The sequence below is a fragment of the Enterococcus sp. UD-01 genome (assembly GCF_044909655.1).
GTDB lineage: Bacteria > Bacillota > Bacilli > Lactobacillales > Enterococcaceae > Enterococcus_L.
The window spans coordinates 1-23,648 of the sequence record NZ_JBIYEU010000025.1; the positions used below are offsets into that span (position 1 = coordinate 1).

At 38.9% G+C, this 23,648-nt stretch carries 22 protein-coding genes; 3 read left to right on the forward strand and 19 right to left on the reverse strand.

The features are described 5' to 3' along the window. Positions 1 to 189: 189 nt before the first annotated feature. The 8 genes from ABH902_RS15055 to ABH902_RS15090 form a co-directional block, all read right to left on the reverse strand. The gene (locus ABH902_RS15055; protein WP_404592116.1) at positions 190 to 810 is read right to left on the reverse strand and encodes a TMEM175 family protein; all 621 of its coding nucleotides are present in this window, start codon (positions 808 to 810) and stop codon (positions 190 to 192) included. A gap of 26 nt (positions 811 to 836) precedes the next feature. Next, positions 837 to 2,636: an ABC transporter ATP-binding protein gene (locus ABH902_RS15060; RefSeq protein ID WP_404592118.1), complete on the reverse strand. Its 1,800-nt coding sequence runs from the start codon at positions 2,634 to 2,636 to the stop codon at positions 837 to 839. Continuing rightward, positions 2,636 to 4,354 carry an ABC transporter ATP-binding protein gene (locus tag ABH902_RS15065; protein ID WP_404592121.1) on the reverse strand — a complete coding sequence of 573 codons (1,719 nt, stop codon included), beginning with the start codon at positions 4,352 to 4,354 and terminating at the stop codon, positions 2,636 to 2,638. Before ABH902_RS15065 ends, ABH902_RS15060 begins: the two co-directional genes overlap by 1 nt. Positions 4,355 to 4,828: 474 nt before the next feature. Further along, entirely contained in the window at positions 4,829 to 5,485 is a 657-nt protein-coding gene (trmB, locus tag ABH902_RS15070; RefSeq protein WP_404592123.1) for a tRNA (guanosine(46)-N7)-methyltransferase TrmB, read from the reverse strand. A 99-nt stretch (positions 5,486 to 5,584) separates the two neighbouring features. Then, complete coding sequence (locus ABH902_RS15075; RefSeq protein WP_404592125.1) at positions 5,585 to 6,364, reverse strand: phosphotransferase family protein; 780 nt, start codon at positions 6,362 to 6,364, stop codon at positions 5,585 to 5,587. A 266-nt stretch (positions 6,365 to 6,630) separates the two neighbouring features. Then, positions 6,631 to 7,497 (reverse strand): D-amino-acid transaminase, encoded by an 867-nt coding sequence (dat, locus tag ABH902_RS15080; protein ID WP_404592127.1) that lies wholly within the window; start codon positions 7,495 to 7,497, stop codon positions 6,631 to 6,633. A gap of 1 nt (position 7,498) precedes the next feature. Continuing rightward, the gene (locus ABH902_RS15085; RefSeq protein ID WP_404592129.1) at positions 7,499 to 8,716 is read right to left on the reverse strand and encodes an ABC transporter permease; all 1,218 of its coding nucleotides are present in this window, start codon (positions 8,714 to 8,716) and stop codon (positions 7,499 to 7,501) included. 1 nt (position 8,717) lies between these two features. Beyond that, positions 8,718 to 9,455, reverse strand: a complete 738-nt coding sequence (locus ABH902_RS15090; RefSeq protein ID WP_404592130.1) for an ABC transporter ATP-binding protein — start codon at positions 9,453 to 9,455, stop codon at positions 8,718 to 8,720. Positions 9,456 to 9,590: 135 nt separating this feature from the next. On the opposite strand from ABH902_RS15090, the gene ABH902_RS15095 reads away from it, so the two are divergent. From ABH902_RS15095 to ABH902_RS15105, 3 genes are all read left to right on the forward strand, one after another. Next, positions 9,591 to 10,022, forward strand: coding sequence for an HIT family protein (locus ABH902_RS15095; RefSeq protein WP_404592132.1), 432 nt, complete (start codon positions 9,591 to 9,593; stop codon positions 10,020 to 10,022). Continuing rightward, complete coding sequence (locus ABH902_RS15100) at positions 10,019 to 10,360, forward strand: YtxH domain-containing protein (RefSeq protein ID WP_404592134.1); 342 nt, start codon at positions 10,019 to 10,021, stop codon at positions 10,358 to 10,360. Before ABH902_RS15095 ends, ABH902_RS15100 begins: the two co-directional genes overlap by 4 nt. Positions 10,361 to 10,634: 274 nt before the next feature. Then, entirely contained in the window at positions 10,635 to 11,657 is a 1,023-nt protein-coding gene (locus ABH902_RS15105) for a peptidylprolyl isomerase (RefSeq protein ID WP_404592136.1), read from the forward strand. 204 nt (positions 11,658 to 11,861) lie between these two features. Here the strand turns inward: ABH902_RS15105 and ABH902_RS15110 are convergent, their stop codons facing one another. The 11 genes from ABH902_RS15110 to ABH902_RS15160 form a co-directional block, all read right to left on the reverse strand. Beyond that, entirely contained in the window at positions 11,862 to 12,947 is a 1,086-nt protein-coding gene (locus ABH902_RS15110) for a glycoside hydrolase family protein (RefSeq protein ID WP_404592138.1), read from the reverse strand. A 28-nt stretch (positions 12,948 to 12,975) separates the two neighbouring features. Further along, a complete protein-coding gene (locus ABH902_RS15115; protein WP_404592140.1) occupies positions 12,976 to 13,389 on the reverse strand; it encodes an SH3-like domain-containing protein in 414 nt (137 codons plus the stop codon). Positions 13,390 to 13,435: 46 nt separating this feature from the next. Next, positions 13,436 to 14,560, reverse strand: coding sequence for a CHAP domain-containing protein (locus ABH902_RS15120; protein WP_404592142.1), 1,125 nt, complete (start codon positions 14,558 to 14,560; stop codon positions 13,436 to 13,438). A 238-nt stretch (positions 14,561 to 14,798) separates the two neighbouring features. Beyond that, positions 14,799 to 15,260: an ASCH domain-containing protein gene (locus tag ABH902_RS15125; protein WP_404592144.1), complete on the reverse strand. Its 462-nt coding sequence runs from the start codon at positions 15,258 to 15,260 to the stop codon at positions 14,799 to 14,801. 16 nt (positions 15,261 to 15,276) lie between these two features. Next, a complete protein-coding gene (locus tag ABH902_RS15130) occupies positions 15,277 to 16,221 on the reverse strand; it encodes a 3'-5' exoribonuclease YhaM family protein (RefSeq protein WP_404592146.1) in 945 nt (314 codons plus the stop codon). Further along, on the reverse strand, positions 16,218 to 18,917 hold the full coding sequence (locus ABH902_RS15135; RefSeq protein WP_404592148.1) for an AAA family ATPase: 2,700 nt from the start codon (positions 18,915 to 18,917) through the stop codon (positions 16,218 to 16,220). Before ABH902_RS15135 ends, ABH902_RS15130 begins: the two co-directional genes overlap by 4 nt. After that, on the reverse strand, positions 18,917 to 20,140 hold the full coding sequence (locus ABH902_RS15140) for an exonuclease SbcCD subunit D (protein WP_404592150.1): 1,224 nt from the start codon (positions 20,138 to 20,140) through the stop codon (positions 18,917 to 18,919). The genes ABH902_RS15135 and ABH902_RS15140 overlap by 1 nt, the downstream gene beginning before the upstream one ends. Positions 20,141 to 20,301: 161 nt before the next feature. Next, positions 20,302 to 21,429, reverse strand: a complete 1,128-nt coding sequence (locus ABH902_RS15145) for a metallophosphoesterase (RefSeq protein WP_404592152.1) — start codon at positions 21,427 to 21,429, stop codon at positions 20,302 to 20,304. Beyond that, positions 21,422 to 22,291, reverse strand: coding sequence for an archaetidylserine decarboxylase (asd, locus tag ABH902_RS15150; protein ID WP_404592165.1), 870 nt, complete (start codon positions 22,289 to 22,291; stop codon positions 21,422 to 21,424). Before asd ends, ABH902_RS15145 begins: the two co-directional genes overlap by 8 nt. 18 nt (positions 22,292 to 22,309) lie before the next feature. Next, positions 22,310 to 22,915 (reverse strand): CDP-alcohol phosphatidyltransferase family protein, encoded by a 606-nt coding sequence (locus ABH902_RS15155; protein ID WP_404592154.1) that lies wholly within the window; start codon positions 22,913 to 22,915, stop codon positions 22,310 to 22,312. A 334-nt stretch (positions 22,916 to 23,249) separates the two neighbouring features. Continuing rightward, a complete protein-coding gene (locus ABH902_RS15160) occupies positions 23,250 to 23,591 on the reverse strand; it encodes a YlbF family regulator (protein WP_404592156.1) in 342 nt (113 codons plus the stop codon). Between the last annotated feature and the right edge of the window lie 57 nt (positions 23,592 to 23,648).

Sequence of the window (23,648 nt, forward strand, 5' to 3'; positions counted from 1 at the left end):
GTAACACTTGTTCTTTGTTCTTGATTGAATGCTTTTTGGCTAGGTAAGCATATCCTCCTTTCCCATCAAGGTAATCTTGAACGACTGCCATTTTGACTTCAAAATTATAGTTAGCCATAAAAATACCGACCTCCAAAAGTTAGATTTTTGGTCTAACTTTCGGGGGTCGGTACATTTTTCTCTGTTTTTTTATTTTATTTGACGAAAATTTTTTGTCCGTCTACCGTTTTTTCTAAATGGTTCCTCCATATTTGTTCTAAAGAAATAGCTGAGGATCGGTACGCCTGTGAATAACAACAGGGCTATCGAAGGAACAAACCAACCAATAATCATTACTAATAAAATAATCCCATAATAAAGTCGCTCTCTTTTTGCGTACAATTGTTTTAACTGCTTCTGTTTGATCGGCCCTTCCATCGCTAGCGGGATTCCTGCTTTGAATAAACTGCTGAATGCGCTATTGACCGCAATCAACAATACGCCATAAGCGATTGTCGGCAGTTGTTTGTCTGCGGCTTCCATTGACCAGCTGGTAAAAAAGGGCAGCAAAACTAACGTAAAAAGGAAGCAGGTATTTCTGATAACGAATGGCTCAGTGACTTTTTTAATCTGTTCAAACAATTTGCGATGGTTGTTCCAATAACCTGCTACAATGAAAAAGCTGATAGCAAACGTAAGCAGACTCCCCAGAAAGCCGGCATAGTCAGTGCTATGAGGAATGGGAATTTCAAGTGCTGCAATGGTGATTACAATAGCGATTACTGCATCACTGAATAATTCGATCCTTAATTTTTTACCTGTTATCTCCATTCAGTATTACTCCTTTAACACTGCGCTCAAGCAGCTTCACTTAAAAATTGGCTATTATAGATATCAGAATAGACCCCGTTGGCTTCCAACAGCTCTTGATGATTACCGGATTCCACCACATCGCCATGATCCATCACGATAATTTTATCGGCATCATAAATCGTAGACAAACGGTGGGCAACAACAAAGCTTGTCCGACCTACTAACAACTGCTTCATCGCTTTTTGAATCAGCATTTCTGTTCGAGTATCAACGTTTGAGGTCGCTTCATCTAAAATCAAAATTTCGGGATTTGCTAAAAAGGCTCGGGCAATCGTAATCAATTGACGTTGTCCTTGAGAAATATTATTTGTTTCTTCATTCAAAACAGTTTCATAACCTTCTGGTAACTTTCGCACAAACTCGTCTACAAAAGCCGCTTTAGCTGCGGCATAGACTTGCTCTTGCGTTGCAGTTGGATTGCCATATTTAATGTTGTCATAAATCGTTCCTGAAAAAAGCCAAGTATCTTGCAAAACCATCCCAATTTTTTGATGCAGTTGTTCATGTGTAAGATTGCGGCTGTCAATCCCATCGATTTTAATACTTCCACCGGAAATTTCATAAAAACGCTGCAATAGATGAACCAATGTCGTCTTGCCGGCGCCAGTATGTCCAACAATAGCTATTGTTTGTTTTGAGGCAACCGCTAAAGAGAAGTCTTTCATCAATAATTCTTCCCCATAACCAAATTGTACATGATCAAAACGGACCTTTGCCGAATCATCAATCTGGTTAGGAAACGCCTCTTCATAGCTTTTTCTTTCTTCTTCATCCAGCACTTCAAATACTCGCTCTGCAGAAGCTACGATCGATAGAATACCGCTCCATATTTGAGAAAACTGACTGATTGGCTGAGAAAATTGGGTCGAATATTGAAGAAATGCTTGTAAATTTCCGATCAAAACCGCCCCAGCTGCCACTTCAACTGCTCCGATCGTACAGATTACAACATAAACGATATTTTTCAATAAAATCATTGCCGGCATCATTGAACCACCAAAAAATTTGGATTTCCAGCCAGCTTCATACATGCTCTTATTGAATGTATCAAACTGCTCTTCCGATTTTTTTTCATAGTTGAAACTTTTGATCACCGTATGCCCGTTGAATGCTTCTTCGATCTTTCCGTTTAAACTACCTTGAACATGTAAATACTTTTTGAAATTTTCCTGAGCTTTTGGTGTAAACAACTTCGTTACTAGAAAACTAAACGGTAAGATCAATGCGGCTATCAAGGTCAGCTTCCAACTGATGGTCAACATCAGCCAAATCACGCCAATAACTAAAATCACACTTGACAGCAATTGAGTCAAACTTTGCTGAAGCATCGTTGCAATATTATCCATATCATTGATCGCAATCGACATCAGGTTCCCGTTTGAATTTTTATCAAAATAACCACTAGGCAATTTATTGATTTTGGCTTTTAGTTCATTTCGTAAAGTCTTAGTCGTCTTTTGTGAAACGATGGTCATCAGCCATTGTTGTAAAAAATCTGTAATAGCTTTACCGATATACATTAATCCGACCATCAGTAAAATCGTTGCTAATGCTGTAAAATCAATGCCTGTTTTTGCTTTAACACCTGCAAAGATCAATGTCGTTGCTGTTCCTAAAACTTTTGGACTCAGTACTTGGAGCAATGTACCAACAACTGAGATCACCGTCACTACTACAATCAGCCCACGACTTTCCTTCATATATCCAAGTAAGCGTTTAAGTGTTCCTTTTAAATCTTTAGGTTTTGCTTTAATTCCTCTATTCATGGGTCTTCCTTTACTCATTAGGCAGCCTCCTTGTCTTCTTGTGAAAGAATGATTTCTCGATAAACCGAATTTGTTTCAGCCAATTCTTCATGCGTACCTAAGCCGACCATTCGTCCTTCATTTAACACAAGTATTTTGGTCGCATTCTTAACAGTTGTAATTCTTTGTGCCACAATAATTTTAATTGCTTGCTTTAAATGAGCGTTCATATTCTTTTGAATCGTCGCATCCGTTTTGAAATCCAACGCTGAAAATGAATCATCAAATAGATAAATAGAGGCTTGTTTTACGAATGCTCTAGCTAAACAGAGACGTTGTTTTTGACCGCCAGAAAAATTCCCGCCATTTTTTTCTACGGCACTATCCAGCCCTCCTTGAGCTAGCACAAAATCTGCAGCTTGGGCTAACGTTAAAGCCGTCCATAGTTCATCATCCGTTGCTTGCTGATTTCCGATAAGCAAGTTTTCACGAATTGTCCCAAAGAATAATTGATTCACCTGAGGAACTAAACTGACTTGCTCATGCCAATTTTCTTGGGATAATCGACTGATTTTTTGCTCATTCAATCGAATCGCTCCTTCGCTTGGATCATATAGGCGATCAAGCAAATTAACTAATGTTGTCTTCCCTGAACCCGTACTTCCAATAATTGCCAGCGTTTCTCCTGATTGAACCGCAAGAGAGATTTTTGCTAAAGCCTTTTCCTCAGCACCATCATAACTGAACGATACTTGGTCTAACGTCAATTGGTTCATTTTAGTTGTCTCTTCAGCTAGCGTTTCCTTCCCATCTTGAATCATGTTTTCTGTTTCCAAGACTTCATTCACTCGTTTAGCAGAAATTTGCCCACGTGGAATAGAAGAAAGTACCATGGTTAAAATTGCAACGCCCATTAAAATTTGTGCCGCATAGGATACGACGCCCATCATCGTGCCAATTTCCAGCTGACCTGAACCAATCATCCCTGCACCCAGCCAAGTGATGGCAAGTGTTGCTAAACTCAGCATCAAAGTTATAAAGGGCATCAAAAAACTAAACGCCGTATTTGAACGAATTGCCAATTTTGTATAGGAGTCATTTTCTTTTTGATAACGTTGGTATTCTACCTCTTCTTTATTAAACGCATGAATTACTTTAATACCTGTTAAACCCTCTTTAAAAATCAAGTTTAACTGGTCAATCTTTTGCTGCATTTTATCGAATAAAGGATTTGTATAGCGAAAAATCTGCCAACAGACAATCAGGATAATTGGAGTAATAGAAACAAAAGTCAAGGTCAAAGTTGGACTCAAGCGATACGCAAAATAAATGCCACCGACTAGATAAAGAGGTGCAAGAATTAGGAATTTCAAGCCCATTTCAACCAGATTTTGTATTTGTGTCACATCATTCGTATTTCTTGTAATCAACGAAGATGAACCAAATCGATCGACTTCTTTTTGTGAAAAGGAAGTGATCTTCTTAAATAATGCTTCCCGTAGTTCTCCACCTAATCCATAGGATACTTTAGCTGCAAAATAAATATTGATCAATGCTCCGCCAAAACTAATAACCGCAAAGCCCAGCATGATCAACCCTTTTTGCCAAATAATCGTTTGGTTATTGGGAACAATCCCCTGATTGATTAATTGAGCTGTCAAGGTAGGTAAATACAAATCGCTAAAAGTTTGTACTAATAAAAACACAACTGCAATTGCCGTTGTCGTTACTGGCAGCCGTTTGATTATTTTATTCATTTATTTTCCTTCTTTCCTTTACTTCTTCTTTATGCATAGAGAGTGAAAGTTTTTTTGACTATCAATTGGTGTTTCTTACAAAAATCATAAAATAAAAATAAACATGCAATCATTTCATCATCTCCTTGTTCTCCCTTTTTAAGCAGGTACCTTAACAACAATATAAAGGTACCTGTTTAAAATGTCAACAAAAATATGCAGGTACCTGTTTTATTTTTTTATAAAAAAATAAAAGAGGCCAAAACAAAACTAAGAAATAGTAATGTTTCAGTCTCTTATTATTTAAAAACATGGCAATCAAAAGGCAGGTTATTCAACATTTTCATAAAATCAGATTCATACAAAAAAACAGATGCTACTTCTTTTGCTCCAATTTTTTGACCTTTAACGGTGTTTTGCTCTGTCTTTTGCCTCATAGGATGATTGCTACGGTTAACATCTATCATAAATTAAAATCGATATCCTACGTCATTTTTAAGGGTTGCATTCATCTGTTGGAAATCTTGCTTCTACGCGATAAATCGGCTGTCCTTTAGCGGAGAATTTTTCTTCATACTCCGTCATGATATTGCCTTCATAATTGCTGGCATGCAAATCAAGCCAGACTTGTTCAAGAATCATGCCGTATTTTGAAAAACTGCTTAAGGAATATTCAAACAAGCCTCGATTGTCCGTTTTGAAATGAATTTCTCCGTTTGGCTTAAGAATTTTTTCGTCGGTTTCTAAAAACGTTTTGTACGTTAAACGGCGTTTTTCATGGCGTGATTTTGGCCATGGATCAGAAAAGTTTAAATAGATTTGATCGACTTCATTTTCAGCAAAATACTGCGTCAACGCTTCGCCGTTCACATGAAGCAATTGCAGATTTGGTAGTTCTTCTTCCAGCGCTTTGTCTAACGCAATAGAAAGGACACTAATCTGCATATCGATGCCAATATAATTAATTTCAGGGTGGGCCTTGGCCATACCCACGACAAATTGTCCTTTACCAGAGCCAATTTCGATATGAATCGGCTGCTCGTTGCCGAAGCGCTCCTGCCAGCGGCCCTGCCATTTTTCTGGTTCATCTACGACTAATTCCGGATGACTGGCGATTAATTCCTCAGCTCCAGGTCTTTTTCTCATGCGCATACTTCATTGTTCCTTTCTTTCATTACAAATTTTAAGAGGGTAGCCAAAACGTAACTGCTCTGTACTGCCCTCTTTTTATTTAGTGGCTATCTTTATTAATCAATAGCCTAATGCTTGTTTTAAACGTAAAATCTCCGCATTCATTTCCCGTCGCTCACCTATTTGATAGTGACGCAGCGTTTCCTGTAGAAAATTAAAAATTGCATACCATTGAATGCGGTCCAAAGCTTCCTGACTCGGCTGCATTCCATAGGCCAGCAGCCATTTGTTCCAGCTCTTTTTCGGAACATAATGCCCCAGCAGCATGCCCAAATCAAGTGCAGGATCTGCAACCATGACAGAATCCCAATCAACAAGATACAAATAATTATTTGAAACCAGCCAATTGCGGTGGTTCACATCGCCATGAACAACCATATAATTATGCGTGGAGTATTCTGGTATATTATTTTGCAAATATTGATAGACTCTCGCAAGGTACTTATTCTTTTTGAGCTCTTCCGGCAATCGATCGCCGTATTCTTTCATCATCATCATTGGTGTTTTTATTTGACCGCCGATTTTTTCCAGCATATTTTTTAACACATATGAGTGGTGGAGATGGTACAAAACATCTACGACATCATTGCGCTGGCCGATTTCTTCTGCTTTGAGCACACGACCGTCCAGCCATTCCTGAGCAGTTAAAATATCGCCATTCACTGTTCGCTTGGTCCAAACCAACTTAGGGGCAATTCCTTCCTTAGACAAAGCAGCCAAAAGTGGAGAAGTATTTCTTTTAATAAATACTCTTTCAGTCGCACGTATACCCATGAAAGTTTGGCCAGTTGCGCCTTTTATTGGCTGCAAGCGCCATTCCTTATCCAACTGAAATGCCATGGAAATTATCTCCTATCTAAACACATAATATAAAAGCGATGGTTCAAGCCTTATGCCAAAACGCTTGTCCTGTTCAACAATGTTTCTCTGTGACGCATCCCCAACGAGAAAGCATTATCTCAAAAATCTAAAATAACTTGACTTCCCTATCGAAGCCTAATAATACATTCTAAAAATTTCAAAAATCCTGTACGCTTTAACAGTACTTATCATTTTATCTTTACAAGCGCTTCACGTCAAGCATCTCTCATGTTCTTTTGCGCACGTCAACGATTGTCTGACTCCCCGCACTGCGCATTAACGTCAGCAATATAGGCAGCTATCAGCTTTTTAGTGATCGCTCCCGGTATTCCTGAGCCAATAATTTTTTCATTCACTTTAACAACCGGCGTAATTTCTTTTAAAGAGCTGGAGGTAAAGCATTCATCTGCATTAAATAACTCTGCTTCTGCAACCGCCGTTTCCTTTACAGGAATCCCCAATTCATGAGCAAGCTCGATAATTTTCATCTTCGTGATTCCCGGTAAAATTAAATTTCCATCCGGATGTGTATAAACCACGCCGTCTTTAACGAGCCAAAAATTCGCTGCAGAGGCTTCTGTCACCTTGCCGTCCCGAACCAAAACAGCATCATCAAAGCCCTGACGTTTTGCTTCATCCAATGCCAGCACATTTCCCATTAAACTCAAGGACTTGATATCACAATGCAGCCAACGTGTATCCGGTACAACACCGACGGACATTCCTGTTTCCATCAGCTCAACTGGTCGCTGGTAAGGAAGCACATTTCCTGTTAATACAGCTTTGACTTTTTCAGGATCGGGTAAGACATGGTTTCTTGGCGAATCGATACCTCTGGTAACTTGGAAATACAGCTTGCCCTCTTTGATGCCTTCCAGCGCGACTAATTTTTTCAAATTGTCCGTTAGTCCTTCTTTAGTAAAAGGCAGAACCATACGAATTTTTTCAGCACCTTGCCATAAACGCTCTAAATGCTCTGAAAGCATATAAAGCTGCCCGTTATAAACACGAATCATTTCATACAAGCCATCGCCATATTGATACCCGCGATCTTCAATATCAATTTTTACTGCTTCACGTTCTACTAGCTGATCATTCCATAAAATATGCATATTAAGCCTCCATTTTCTTCAAACGATATGGGACATACAATTTAGCAAATAAGACAACTTCTACCATTAAAACAGCAATAATCATCAAACCATCCAGCTTATTCGGCAACGCAGCTAAAATCAATAAGCTAAATAAAGCAGCAGCGACAAACAATAGAATAGTTACCAGCGTACTAACCGCCTGCTTTTTTTGACTATTCGGCACAGGATAAAGATGCGTCATAACCATATAATCAAATTGCGTATAGATCGGAATCAACTGAAAACCAATCAAATAGATAAATAGGACAGAAACGCCCATTGCAATCCAAAATTCCTTTAGGAAAAAGAGCACTACACCACCCACCAGCATTAAGCGGATAAACAAGCCGCTGTACTCAGAGCCTCTAAGAAACGAGCGTGCATAGAGATACAAATACGTGTTACGGCTAGTCTGTTTGATTTTACTTAACAATGGATCAAGCGCTTTGCGGCGCTTCACACTGCTGGAAATTTCCGGAACATCCGTAAACAAATGAATAAATTGATAAATTCGATGCATACGGCTTTTTTCTTTTTGAACCATCATTTCCCAGTCTAAAGAAACTGCTTGCTCTTTCTTATTTAAGAACCAAAAAAAGCTCAAGGTCTGAAGTAATGCCAATACAGAACCAAGCAGCGGCAGCACATAAAGACTACAGCCAATCACGACCAGACTCGTAAAGCCCCAAAGAAAGAACCAGCGTTTAGCTTCGGCATCAGAAATTTGGTATAACGTATATTTTTGCAAGCGTAAATGACTGACTTTTAAAAGGAACAGCATAACAATAAAGTAGACAAACGTTGAAAATTGCCAGCCAGTCGATACGACTACCAACGGCATGGATAATCCGCCCAGTAAAAAAAGTACGGCTAAGGGCAGCCAGAAAGAATAACGAATCGCTTTATTTAAATACGTGTTCATTTCAGGTTCCTTCGGCAGAATAAATACTTTATCAGCTTCCTGTGCCAATGTTGCAATGCGACCAATTTGCAGGATCACCAGCCAAAAAAGCAGCACTAGCGGACGTCCCCAGAAAAAATGAACCGGCAGCGTTTTTAGAACCTGCGAATAATAAAAACCCAAGCCGCCCAATAAAAACACGCACACTAACACAAAATGATCATTGAACACATAACGCATATATTTCATCATTTTTTTCAAATGGCGCGTTAAACGAATACTGTAAAATCCGGACATGCTACCCCACCTTCGCTTCTTTCGTCAATGCGATATAAATATCGTCCAGTGAAGAGTCCGGCAGTTGAAATTCAGCTCGCAATTCTTCCATGGAGCCGGCTGCCCGAACTTCGCCTTCATGCAATACCACAAAGCGGTCACAGTACTTTTCCGCTGTAGCTAAAATATGCGTTGACATCAAAATGGCTGCTCCTTGGTTGCGCATATCATCCATCAATTCCAATAATGCATGAATCGCCAGCGGATCCAAGCCCAAGAAAGGCTCATCAATAATATACAGACTCGGTTCAATTAAAAAAGCACACAGCACCATGACCTTTTGCTTCATCCCTTTGGAAAAGTTCGCCGGAAACCAGTCCAGTTTATTTTCCAGACGAAAGGTTTTCAAAAGAACTTCCGCTCGTTTGAACGCTTCGTCAACGGGGATATCATAAGCCATAGCGGTAATTTCAATATGCTCTTTTAACGTTAATTCTTCATATAAAGACGGTGTTTCCGGAATATAGCCGATTTTTTTACGATAGCTTTCCGGCTGTTGTTTTAAAGTCTCTCCATCAATGGAGATTTTACCTTTTTGCGGCGTTAATAAACCGATGACATTTTTGATTGTGGTACTTTTACCGGCCCCATTCAAACCGATCAGACCAACCATTTCTCCCGATTTGACTTCAAAGTTAATATCTTTTAAAACAGGGATATGTCCATATCCGCCTGTTAAATGTTCGATGACTAAGCTCATGCGCTACCTCCAACTATTTTTTATCGTGGGTCTATTATACCATGAACTTTTTGAAGGTTTCATGAACTTTTCCTCCCAATTAAAATTCAAGTTGTGTTAAAGTAAAAGAAAGAGTATCAGGAAAGAAGGGACACCATGACAGATTGTATTTTTTGCAAAATTATTAATCAGGAAATTCCAAGCTATAAAGTCTATGAGGATGACAAGGTTTATGCCTTTTTAGACATTACTCAAGTAACCAAAGGACATACCTTACTTGTCCCTAAAAAGCACGTAACAGACATTTTTGAATATGATCCTGCCTTAGCCGGCGAAGTATTTGCACGCGTGCCTAAAGTCGCTCAAGCACTAGAAAAAGCTTTTCCGGAAATTGAAGGCATGAATATCATTAATAATAATAAGGAACTGGCCTATCAGTCTGTTTTCCATTCTCATATTCATTTGATTCCGCGCTATAGCAAAGAAGATGATTTTTCGATTCATTTTGGTAACCATCAGGAAGACTATTCTTCTGAACAAATGCAAGAAATTGCTGAAAAAATTGCAAAGCAGGTGACTAACGCATGAGTAAATTTACCAAGGGACTATTGTTCGGCGCCTTAGCTGGCGGAATCGGCGGTTTACTTTTCGCTCCCAAAAGCGGGAAAGCGACGCGTCAGCAATTTTTAGATGAGGTAGAAGAGTGGACAGATTTAAAAGACGACTTTTCAGCTAAGCTGGATCGCTTCAAAGAATCCGCAGAAATTTTGCGCGAAACGGCTGATCTCTATGTTGAACCTTTTATTGAAGGAATCAATCAGGACATTCAAAACTTTAACTTTCAGGCAGAGCCGCGTATGAATCAAATTCAAGAGCAGATTGAAAAAATTCAGTCAGAATTGCCGGACGTTCCTGAATCGAAATAATTCTATTATAAAAACGAAACCAGCTGGAAACTTCCACATTGCTTCCAGCTGATTTTTTCTTTTTATTCTATCTTGAAAGTTAAAATACCAGACAATTATATCTGAATAATTTGATTTTTAATGGTTTATGGAGGAAAATGTGTCCTAAATTCGAAAATTTATTGAAACTCTTGCATCAGTATTTCTTTTATGAAAGAGAGTGTGGTATAGTTATAACCGTGAGAATTAATTTCTACATAATAAAAAATAAAAGAAACTTAGGAGTGCTAAAAGAATGAAGAAAAAATTAATCTTAGCTGCAGCAGGTATGTTCAGCGTTTTTGCATTAGCTGCATGTTCTAGTGGTTCACAAGACATCGCCTCAATGAAAGGCAGTACTATTACTGTTGATGATTTTTATAACCAAGTTAAATCACAACAATCAAGTCAACAAACCGTTCAAACTATGATCATCTACAAAGTCTTTGAAGACAAATACGGCAAAGACGTTAGTGATAAAGACGTCCAAGCAGAATATGATAAATCAAGTAAAAACGCAAAAGATCAAGGACAAGATTTTTCTGAACAATTAAAACAAAATGGCTACACCGAAAAAAGCTTTAAAGCCCTTATCAAACAAAGCCTTGCATATAAAGCTGGTATCAAATCACATATTAAAATTACCGACGAAGATTTAAAAACTGCCTGGGCATCTTTCCATCCAGAAGTAGAAGCGCAAATCATCCAAGCATCATCAGAAGACGATGCGAAAGCAATTAAGAAAGAGTTGGATAACGGCGGCGATTTCACCAAGATTGCGAAAGAAAAATCAATCGATGAAACAACGAAAAAAGACGGCGGCAAAGTGAAATTTGATTCTCAATCAGAAACAATTCCTGCTCAAGTTCAAGAAGCTGCTTTCAAATTAAAAGACGGTAAAGTTTCAGACCCAATCCAAGCAACCGATTCTACCGGCTATCAAACAACATTCTACATTGTAAAAATGGTGAAAAACAAAGCCAAAGGCAATGACATGGCTCCTTACAAAAAAGAATTAAAGAAAATTGCTGAAACCAATAAACAAAACGATCAAGAATTCGTAAACAAAGTCATTTCTGATGAACTAAAAGCCGCAAATGTTAAGATCAAAGATGATGCCTTCAAAGATGTTTTAGCTAGCTTCATGCAAACAGAAGATTCATCTAAATCAAGCGATTCTTCTAAGAAAGAAGAAACTTCTAAAGAAAAATCTTCTAAATCAAGTGAATCTAAAGAGTCTTCAGATTCTTCAAGTAAAACAGAAGATTCATCTAAATAAGCTGTTTATTTAAGAAACATCCAAAAATTGTGCGTGAAAATCGTCAATTTTTGGATGTTCTTTTTATGATGAAATATTTGATTAACGACAATAACAAATTTCCTTACATGGTTTCAAAAATTAAAGGTATTTGTCACAATATATCATTTACAATTTCATATCATGTTCCAACTAAACTATGCTCATGTTTCCATACGATACCTTTTAAAATGCTCGATGATCAATCCAACCTAGACTCGGAATGTAATAATAGCCACCTTTTTTACCTGTTGCCGTTACTTTTTTTCCGATATGACTTTCTGTATTTCCCAATACTGCCACACCTTGATACCAAGGCAACGGATTAATCTGATATCCCTTATTTTTTATCGTCATCTCTTTGTTGATTTTTTCTACGCTATCCAGCGCCTTATAATCAATCCAGCCCTTTAACTCAGGCGAATAGTAGTAGGCACCTGAGTTTTGAGTGACTCTGATTACTCTTCCCGCATAGTCTTTCGAATTAGCTATTTTCACGTAGCCTTTTGTGCCCCACGGAAGAGTATCAATGGTATATTTTTGATCCTTATGCAACATTTTGTACTCTTGAATTTCAGTAAATACTAATTCTTTAGCCAACGTTGTAGCTTCAGCATCTAAATAGCCTTTCCAGACATTCGCCTCATCATATAAAGAATAGTAGCGTATCCCGTTAGAATGATTGTAATATCCTTTAGCTAAATACGTTTCGTTGAATAAATTATCACTCGTATCTTTTTTCACCCAGTTAAAATTGTTCCAGACACTGTAGCCTTTTTTAGTGATGGTTACATATTTACCATAATCAATACATGGACCAACAGAATTTGAAGCTTTTAAGAACAAGTTTGCCTCATCATTTCTGCGATTAACTAATCCTTGTAAAATTTGTCCACCTGCATACACATACCTTTTCATTTCATTAGCAGCATTCGCCCAACTTTTACTATTTATATAAGTAAGCAATTGTGAATTTTGAAGAATATTTGGTCCTAAATTAAAATGAAAGCTGACCAATGCATCAAATTGGTTTTGGTTAAGCTGAACCGTAATATATTTGAAAATGCCAACCGCATGTGTTTTTATATCTTCATCTAAAAATACATTTGCCTGTGTTTCACTAATAGTCATTCCAGCGTAAACACCTTTTGTGTGACCATAACCAATCGTCCAGACGCCGACTGAATCTTGATAAGCAGTTAATCGTAAGCCTTCCCACTTTTTGATTAATTTTCTTCCTTCTTGCGAAATTTTCATATTTTCATTTGCCATTTTTTCCTGCTCCTCCTAGTAAACTTGATTAAAATGCTCGATGGTCAATCCAACCTAGACTCGGAATGTAGTAATAGCCACCTTTTTTACCTGTTGCCGTTACTTTTTTTCCGATATGACTTTCTGTATTTCCCAACACTGCCACACCTTGATACCAAGGCAATGGATTAATCTGATATCCTTTATTTTTTATCGTCATCTCTTTGTTGATTTTTTCTACGCTATCCAGTGCCTTATAATCAATCCAGCCTTTTAACTCAGGCGAATAGTAGTAAGCACCTGATTTTCTTGTTAACGAAATTACCTTACCTGCATAATCTTTTGAATCAGCTAATTTTACATAGCCGCTCATACCCCATGGAAGAGTATCAATGGTATATTTTTGATCCTTATGCAGCATTTTGTATTCCATAATTTCTACTGTTACTCTTTGATTTGCCATTTAAATTTCCCCATTTCTTTATCTATTAATATTAATAATGTTTTGTTTAAAATGCACGGTGATCAATCCAACCTAGACTCGGAATGTAATAATAGCCACCTTTTTTACCTGTTGCCGTTACTTTTTTTCCGATATGACTTTCTGTATTTCCTAATACTGCCACACCTTGATACCAAGGCAATGGATTAATCTGATATCCCTTATTTTTTATCGTCATCTCTTTGTTGATTTTTTCTACACTATCCAGTGCCTTATAATCAATCCAGCCTTTTAACTCAGGCGAATAGTAGTAGGCACCTGAGTTTTGAGTGACTCTGATTACTCTTCCCGCATAGTCTTTCGAATTAGCTATTTTCACGTAGCCTTTTGTGCCCCATGGAAGAGTATCAATGGTATATTTTTGATCCTTATGCAGCATTTTGTACTCTTGAATTTCAGTAAATACTAATTCTTTAGCCAACGTTGTAGCTTCAGCATCTAAATAGCCTTTCCAGACATTCGCCTCATCATATAAAGAATAGTAGCGTATCCCGTTAGAATGATTGTAATATCCTTTGGCTAAATACGTTTCGTTGAATAAATTATCACTCGTATCTTTTTTCGCCCAGTTAAAATTGTTCCAGACACTGTAGCCCTTTTTAGTGATGGTTACATATTTACCATAATCAATATAGGCTCCTTGAGGTGGTTTAGCTGATGGATTTTTGAATGTATTCCCTGGTGCATGAAGAATACATTTCACTGAGCGACTTGCGGATAGACCAGTATATTTACTTCCATTTTGAGCATATGTTACTCGTCCATTTGCTGAAGCATTTTGTTCTACTGCATAGATAATCCCTTTTTCCACATCGGTATAATCTACTACTGCTACATGTCCATACTCATTCCAACTATTGCCATATTCAATCACTAAATCTCCCGGTACTGGAATATAATTGGAGCCTGGATTATATCTTATCAAACCAGGCGAGCCTTCCGGGATATACTGTGCTCCGCCATTTCCTGCTGCATAAACTCTCGGCCATCCTTTTCTAGGATATAATCTTTGTTGCGGCAACTCGACACATTGGTAATAAGTTTCAAAATTTCCGCCATTTGAATAAACATCTTCTCCTTTTCCTTGTAACCATTGACTTCCTGAAATTAAAACGCTTCCTTCTACTGCCAATATTTTACGCCTCTTTTCTTTTTATTATTCTCAAAAAATGTTTCGAAGCTTCTAAAACTATTTATTGATTATCTAAATTATAGTAAAGTTTGTTTGTCTCAATCGTTCACTTTCCTTTCTTGACTCTGTCAAAATTCTATCGCATTTATTTCTTTGTTATAGCTAAAAAAACAAGATTGATTTTGACAATAACATCAATATCAATCTTGTTTTCTTTATTTTAAGAACGGTATTTTTTTTACTTTTGATAAACAACCTCAAAAAGCTCATATACAAGCAACAAATCCTCAGTAAATGTCATCTGGTATTCCTGCAGCTCTCGTTCAAAATACGGCCGATGTACACTGCGCCAATAGGCCAAGTTCCGATCTCCTTCCCCTTCAAGGTATCCATGAACTTCCGATACCTGTGAATAAGGTAAAATATCTACAACCTGCGTGCAGATAATCGCTTGGGCTTGATCCGCACCATCCAAAAGTACGCTGTAAGAACCGACCTGCGGCAATGGCTCCTGCTCTAATTCATAAAAAAGATGTAACGATGAGGTGCCGGTTTTTTCACCTCTTAAAACGAGAGCCAATAATTCATCTGCCATTTCAGAGGAATGACCGAAAGACCACGCTTCATACTCATCGTGCGTGATTCCTGTTGCTTTTTTAAATTGCATCCACAGTGCCTGTGCAGAAGGATTCATGGTCATTGGATTCTCACTTTCTTTAGATATCTTTTGGTACATAAAAGCTGCGGTTATCCATGCCAAAAATTCGATCTGTATATTCTCCCGGTTCAGTTTGACGTACCGACCCCAGCATCATTTGGATAGAAGCATCCATATTATCAATTTGATGTAAAACTTCTGCTTCCATAATGCGCGGACGTACCGGCGAACCATATTCCAACAGCCCATGATGTGCTAAAACCATATGTCGCAAAATCACTACATCCTCGCTGTTCTCATCAATTTTCAGCGCAAGACAAGCCTTGGTGATTTCTTCATCGACCAACACTAAATGTCCCACCAAATTTCCAACTAAGGTATATTCTGTAGTCATTGCACCTGAGAGCTCCTTCACCTTACCTAAATCATGTAAAATAATGCCGGAATAAAGCAGCGCAGCGTTTAGCTCCTCATACTCCTTACAAATCGCTTTACCTAAACGCAGCATTGAAACGGTATGATACGCTAAGCCATTCGCAAAAGCATGATGATTTCGCTTAGCAGCCGGATAGTCAAAAAATTCCTTTTGGTACTGTGTCAGTAAGTAGCGCACAATGCGTTGCCAGTGAGCGTTCGTAATTTCAAAAATGGTTTGATTAATTTCTTCCATCATATCCTCACGCTTTAATGGCGCGCGCTCCATATACAAGGTTGGCTGACTTGGCTCTTCCGGACGAGCTAAGCGCATATGAATAATTTTCACTTGCGGATTGCCCTGATAGACTTCCCGTTTACCGTTTAATAAAACCACGTTGCCGGCTGTGAAGCGGCTGATTTCATCTTCGGAAGCATCCCAATATTTCCCATCAATCGTACCTGATGTGTCCTGAAAGGTAAACGCAATAAATTTTTTCCCGTTTTTTGCCATCCGGACATCCGCATTTTTGATCAAAAGAAACAATTCAAAGGTTTCATCTAAGGTTAATTCACGGATCTTTTTCATATTTCCACTCCTTTTAATTCTATAATAGGCTGTTGCAGCTCTTGATAATAGCTTACCATTTCTCGGTCAGAAGAAAAACAAATGACTTGCTGATGTTTGGAAAAAATAGTTAGCAGCTGTGCCAGCTGTTTCTTTCTACGGCTATCATAATGCAGCCAGCCATCGTCAATAATGATCGGACAAAGACTGCGCTCCTGCAAATATAAAAAGGCAAAACGCAAGGCCATAATCACTTGATCTTTCGTTCCTGTGGACAGCTCATGCAGCATAAAGCGCTGCTGATCTTTGCGGACCACAATTAATTGGCCTTCCTCCAGCTCAACTGTTCTATAAGCCGATTCAGTCAATAAACGAAAATAATCAGCTGCTTTTTTTAATAAATTCGGTAATTGCTGCTCAGACAATTCTGTTAAAAGATCCATTAAAAGCTGCCCAGCCAGTTGATTACCAGCCCATTCGACGGCCAGCTCTTCGATCTCAGCTTTCAGCATGGCTTGTTCCTGGTACAATTCATCTAATGTACCATCTGTCAGCATTTGCTTGCGTTGAAAAAGTAATTTCTGTTCAGAATGCTGCAGCTGCTGAATCTGGTTAGCTAATTCCTGTACGCTTTTCGTAAGCTGCTCTTGTTTTTCAGGCAGCTCGCCTGCCTGTGTCTGCTCATCATAAAGTCCTGCTAACATCGTCTGCAATTCCGTCTTACGCTTTTGTGCCTGGACAGCCGCTTGATTTTTCTGCAGCTTCTCAGGAATTTCGGCAATTGCAGTCAATCCAAAACGTTGCAGCAGCGGACGTGCTGTTTCAAGTACAGCCTGTTGCTTTTCTTTTAACTCCCGCATGGTTTGACGCGTATACGCATCGGCTTGATGCTCTTGGGTAAAGCGAATCTTTTCCATCTGATCGGCAAATTTATAAATGATTGCCATTCTTTCTTTTAACGGCTTGCTGTGAAGCGGTAAGTGTAGTGCAAGCGGCTCCGTCTGCTCGACAATGGCAGCGACACGTGCCTGATCTGCTTTTAATTGTTGTTCCAGCTCTTGGTTGGTGTTTAATAGAAGCAAGTAGCGAGTAATATCCTGACGATGCGTCAGCCAATAATCTACCCGATCCATGCGACCTAAATGATGCGCTTTGACCTTTTCAGCAATCAACTGCGTCCATTCGCTTTCCTCTGCAGCTATTTCTTTAAGTGTTTTTTCTGTTTGCAGCATCTGATCATTTAAATAATCCAACTGCGACAGCTTTTCCTGCCATTGACGTTTTTCATTTTCATAAGAATTTTTTGGCTGTGAAAATAGTGGCAATACTCCTACAAATAGGAATAAAATACCAACAAGCAAACTGCCGTAACGGAGCAGTCCTGAAAATAAGAAGGCCGCCAAAATAACTACCAGCGCTACCCCGCAAAATACAAGATTGACCCTTTTGTCTTTTCGTTGTGAATGCTTGTTGAACATTTCTTTATTCAGCGTTTCAAAAGTACTTAGATTTTCCTCTCGGACTGCAAGCTCTTCTTGAAGCATCCGCAAATCCGTCTGTGCTTTTTGCTTACGTACAGCTCGTTCCGTCATTACTTCATGCAGTCTCGCAACTTCCTCTTCTTCAAACGGTAGTTGCGGCGGCTGATCCGCCTGAAAGCCCCATTGCCTTTCCAAAGGCAACATTTCCTGAATATTTTGTTGAAGAGAATGATTCATCCAAGCTACTTCTTCCAACAGCTTATCAATCGCGTAACGTTGATCCAGCAATTGTTGTATCAAGGCTTCTTCCTGTAGATAAAAATGATATGCCTCTTGCTGCTCAACAGTATCATCAGGTACAACTAGCGTGTGATTTAGCCGCGTCAGCTCTTCTCCAATAAAACGATGCTGTTGATAAATTGCTAAAAGCTGCTCCTCTGCTTGTTGGTCCAGTCCTGACTGTACCGAATTTGTGCCTAAATGCTGGAGCTCGTGATAGAGCGGCAAATTCATTATCTGTTTTTCAACGAAGGACAACTGCTCTTTGCCTTTCATTAGCATCTGCTGTTTTTCTGTAAGCTGGGTTTGGGTTTGGCTCAACTCGTCCATTAGCTTTTTAAATGACTGTTCCTGCTGTTCCTTTTCATTGATCTTTAGCTGTAGCTTTTGATAATCTAGCAGCTTTTGGTTCAGCGGAGGTTGACTGCCTTTGCCTTTATACAGCATCTGACTTTGTTTAAAATAGGCTTCTCTGCTTAACAGCAACTGTTGACTGCCGGAAAGCCCTAAGGAAAGCAAAGCTGTTTGTAACTCCTCCTCGTTTAATTGATCAATTTGACTTAATTGCTCCTGTTGAAAGGTAAAAACGGATTGAAACAGCTCTCTAGTCAACGGATAAAGCATTTTTTTCAAGGTCTGCTCGTCACCAATTTGCCCATCAAAGTAGACCTTCGCCTGTCCTTTGTTTTGTCCCTTAAATCGCTCTACCTGTACTTCACCAAAGGTTGGATGCTGAAACCATAAACGACCGCCGTAGGCTGCACCGTTTTTCGGCTGATAATCTTTTTTTCGCTTTCCTTTTGGCGGAAAACCAAACAGCATGGCTTGAATAAACTGATAAATTGTTGATTTGCCAGCTTCATTCGCTCCAAAAAGTAATTGGTTTCCTTGCCGAAAATCAATTGTCTGCTGCTGCCATTTACCAAATCCCACGATTTCGATTGCTGTGAGTTTCATCATTGCCCCTCCTGAATAACAAACTCTTCATTGATCATGCGATCTGCCTGTTGTACACAGCGGCTGCGCCATTCATCATTGACCTGCACAGCAGCCGTAAACAACGGATTTTGCAACAGCTCATCCAAGGTAGTTGAAAAAATATCCGGCTGCAGGTAAATCATTTCCAGCTGTTTTAATAAAGCCGGCGCCGCCTTGATTTGTGTTTTTTGATTTTGATTTTCATCTGTCAGTGTTAGCGTGTGTAAATAGGTCTGCTGTGTGATCGTTAAAAGCTTCGACTGCAAGTACTGCAAAAGCTCGCCGCTTTCATAGCTTAGGCGAAACTCTTCCCCTAAATGATCTGTATTAGTCAACTGTAATTCCGTCAATACCAATGAAGCTGAACGCGTATTAGCAGCTAAATATTCCACTAACTGCTGCAAAACCGCTTGCTGAGTTGGTATCTTTTCAAGGGAGTATTCTTCATAGTGCCAGACAATTTCAGCAACTGCTTCAAAGCTGACGGCAGCATGCCCATTTTCGATATTAACTAAGGCAACGCCTTGTACGGCACGTTCCTTTTTCGTGTGTCCCTGTGGAGTTCCCGGATAAACAATCAAAGGCTCTGCACTGATGATCTGCGGCTGGTGTATATGTCCTAAAGCCCAGTAGTCATAGCCTTTATTCTTCATTTCCTGTAGCGAAAACGGTGCATAATTTTGCTGTCCACTGTTCGTTGTATCGCCATGATAAATGCCAATATGAATATCTACGGTAGGATCCTTCGCTGGAAAATCAGCCAGCTTGTTTTGGTTGATCCACGCCTGTTCGTAACTAAAACCAGAAACCGCAATTTTTTCATGATTTTTAGTCATAAAATAATGCGTCTCCACTTGTTCCCGGCGAAATAAATGCATGTTTTTAGGAAAATCAAACCAATATCTAGCTTCTATATAATAATCATGATTACCAAATGTCATTAAAACAGGAATATCCGCTTGCTCCAAGCGCTTCATTTCATCAATGAAATACGCCTGTGTACGAATGGAGGTCCTGCTTTGATGAAAGGTATCTCCAGCAAATATCACTGCATCGACTTGATTATGCAGCGCAATTTCAACAATTGCTTTCAGCACATTAGGATTAGCTTTTTGCAATGTTTCAGAAAATTCACTTGGTATACTTCTAAGACCTTCGAATGCCCGATCCAGATGTAGATCTGCCGTATGCAATATCTTCATTTGCTACTCCTTTATGTCTTCATTTATTTAGTTAATCATATCATTTTATTCAGCATTGGTCAGTAATAATATACGAAAATTTGTTCGTTTTTCATTTTTTTATAAAAAGAAAGAAGCCACTGCCACTTCTTTCTCATTAGGGATCAGTCACTTCTTTTTTTCTATTCTATTGTCAAATCAATTTGCACAATTTCACTTTGGGTACCGATGCGCAGTGGCGGTCCCCACGTGCCTACACCGGAAGAAACAATCACCTGAGGACTAGCTGAATCTTTCCGATAATAACCATAATCTACTGTGAAATACGCTCGTGTAACTAAGCTAAAGGGAAAAATTTGTCCCTTGTGCGTGTGTCCAGCAAGAATCAGCATCGCTGGATCATCATATTCATCAATGGTGGATGGCTGATGATCTAAAACAATTTTCGGCAGCCGCGTATCCAAATGCTGCAGCTTCTTCTTCAGCTCTTTTCGCCGGCCTCCCTGAGCTCCTATCGGCTGAGTATCTTTCCTGCCGGCAACAATTAAGGATTGTCCTACAACCGTCAGCTCATCTTCCAATAACATAATATCGGAAGATTCCACCAGCTCTTTCATCTTTTGGAAGGTTGAACCTGCGTCATGATTGCCCCAACACATATATGTTCCGTATGTCGAAGAAAGCCGGTTAAATTGTTTTTTGATTTGTTCCGGTTGTTGCAGCGCCTGAAAATTTCCGTCAAACAAGTCGCCGGAAATAAAAACCACATCCGGTTTCAGTGCATTAATTTTCGTTACGATTTTAGTCAGCTTCTTTGCATCATTCACATAGCCTAAATGAACATCACTAATCAAAACAGCCTTTAGCTTTTGTGTTGCATTCGAGTCGGAAGCAAGTGTCACTTGGTACTTTTTGACTCTAAGCTGTTGTGCCTGCCACGAGCCATAGCCGAATAATATCAGCACCACTGCAATAGCCATTAACCAGCTACCTAAAGTGAACTGCGCACAAAGCAGTGTCAGTTTGCCCGCAATTTTTAAAAATAGCTCCGTTAAACCAAAAACCACTAAAGCAAGCAGCCAAAGCGACAGCCAATAGCTCCCGATTTTCCCGATAATACCACTCACATTCATTTCAGCTAATAAGAGCGCAGCCATCGATGCTAACGTACATAAGCCGACAATCAGCCATACCGCGCCATCCAGCTTAACCGACGTTAGCTGACTCAAAACAAAAATAACTTTTCTGCCAATATAAAAATTACCAAGACAAAACAACCCGGCAATCAGTAAAAATACGAATTTACTCACCCTTTTTCCCTACCCTTTTCCCAAGAATTGTACCAAATGTAACCAGCGTTTCTAATTGCCTGACAGTATTTTCCTCAATGACCGGATTGAGTGCAATTTGGTTTTCCTGAAACAACAGAATGACCGTTGAACCGCCAAATTCAAACCAGCCCTTTTTCTCAAAACGACTACAAGTGCCATTAGTTTTAAGGTTTTTGATCTTACCGACCATGAGTGCGCCAACCTCGATTTGAGCAATTTGACCGAAATTTTTCGTAGCAATAATGGTTACTTCACGCGCATTCGTCGAAAAAACCGGCTCATTATGTACCGCAATCGGCTGTACCGTGTGAAAAACACCGGCTATTTCCCGATGCTCAAGAATGGTTCCTTCATCAATAAAATAATAATGATGATAATCATTCGGCGTTAAACGAAAAATAACTGCTGTACCGCCATGCCATTTTTCAGCCAGTTCGTTACTATCAAGTAATTCTGAAAGTGCGTATGCAGAATGCTTAATATGAAATATACTTTCTTCATTAATTGCATAAGCAGATACCTTCCCATCGCAGGGAGCAGCTAAGAGCGTCTCATTGCTTGACAAGGGCCGCGCTGCTTTCTTAATTTCCCGCATAAAAAAGTGATTGAATGAGCCATACGTTACAGGCTCATACTCCTTCAGATCAAGCTGATGCTTTTTTATGAAGGGTTGAATCAAGCCTTTTGACCCTCTGCTATTTAGAAACCAGCCTGTCAACTTAGTTACAGGCGCTTGAATCAGCCCTTTTAATAAGAAGCGTCCTAACAGATTCTTATATAAAAAAACTAACAATCGGCTCTCTGCTTCCTTCACTGGTATTGTCTTAAATTGTTCTTCCATCTTTTTCACTTAGACCCTTCAACGAATAATAAAAGCTAACACAGCACCGATAAATGCGCCAAAAATCAATTTTCTTGGATCAACTTTTTTGATTTTCACCTTTGAAATAAACAAAAAGCCTACTATCAGCAATGTCAGCGGATAAATAAGTGAAATAGCAATATGAAGCCGGCCAGCAATAAAAAATAATAATGGAATAATTGCAGCACTGCTGGTCACAGGCAAGCCTTCATAATACTCCCGACAGCCATCAGAATGTTCTTTTCGTTCCATTTCAGTCACATTATAATGGGCTAAACGAATTAACGCAGCCAGAATATAAAACACAAACAAAGGCAAATAAATCCCCTGCGTTAAACCAGAAGCATACCCTAAAACAGTAGGAAAAATCCCAAAGCTAACCAAATCTGCCAAGGAATCAATCTGAATCCCATAGTTCATTTCACTTTTCGTGCGCTTCTTAAAGCTCGCTACAAACCCATCAAACATATCACAAATCCCAGAAAGTACTAAACAAAAGATCGCTTCACTTATATGCTGGGTCAAGGCTAAATACATACCAATAACGGAAAAAACCGCATTTCCATAGGTCAGTATTACCGTGTAATCATAAATACCAATCATAATTTTTTCCCCAATCCTTTTTTCATTTAGTATTACTATATCATTAAAATAATTAGAGGTGGATGATTTTTTAAGTTTTTTTCAGCTTTTATGACAAAAATAAATAGCATGACCTGTAAAAAAGAAAAAAGATGAACGGAACAAAACTAAAAAACAGTTTTGTCCCGCCCACCACTTGTGAATAAACGGTGGCCAAAAGTCAGGTTCTTCGGCAATTTCATAAAATCCGATCAATATAAAAAACATATTGGTCGTCTTTTACTCCAATTGCTCGAACCTAAACGACTTTTGGCTCAACCTCCTCTTACTTAAACTTTGCTTGATTCCACTAATTTTAGTCGTTATACAAATCGCGAATAGGTGTCATGATGATGCGATTTAAATCATTTACGATCAAGCTAAAGGCTTGTTCTTTTTGCATCAATTCATTGATTACTTCTTCTTTTTGGACTTCAGTTGCAATACTTTGCGCTTTTTGAGCATCTTCTTCTGAAAATTCTTCTCCGCGCATTTGTTTTTCTTGTAATCCTTGTTGGAAGGTTTGGAATTCTTTAAATAATGTGTAGGCTTTTTCGTCTGCTTTCACATTTTCATAAGCAGCTTCCAACGCTTTAAACTCTGCTAATTCACGAATTTCACGTTCTACTTGATTGGCTGTATCATAAATATTGCTCACTGGATTCCCTCATTTCTATAAATTCTTCTCTTTGATTGTACCATTCTTTGAAAGGTT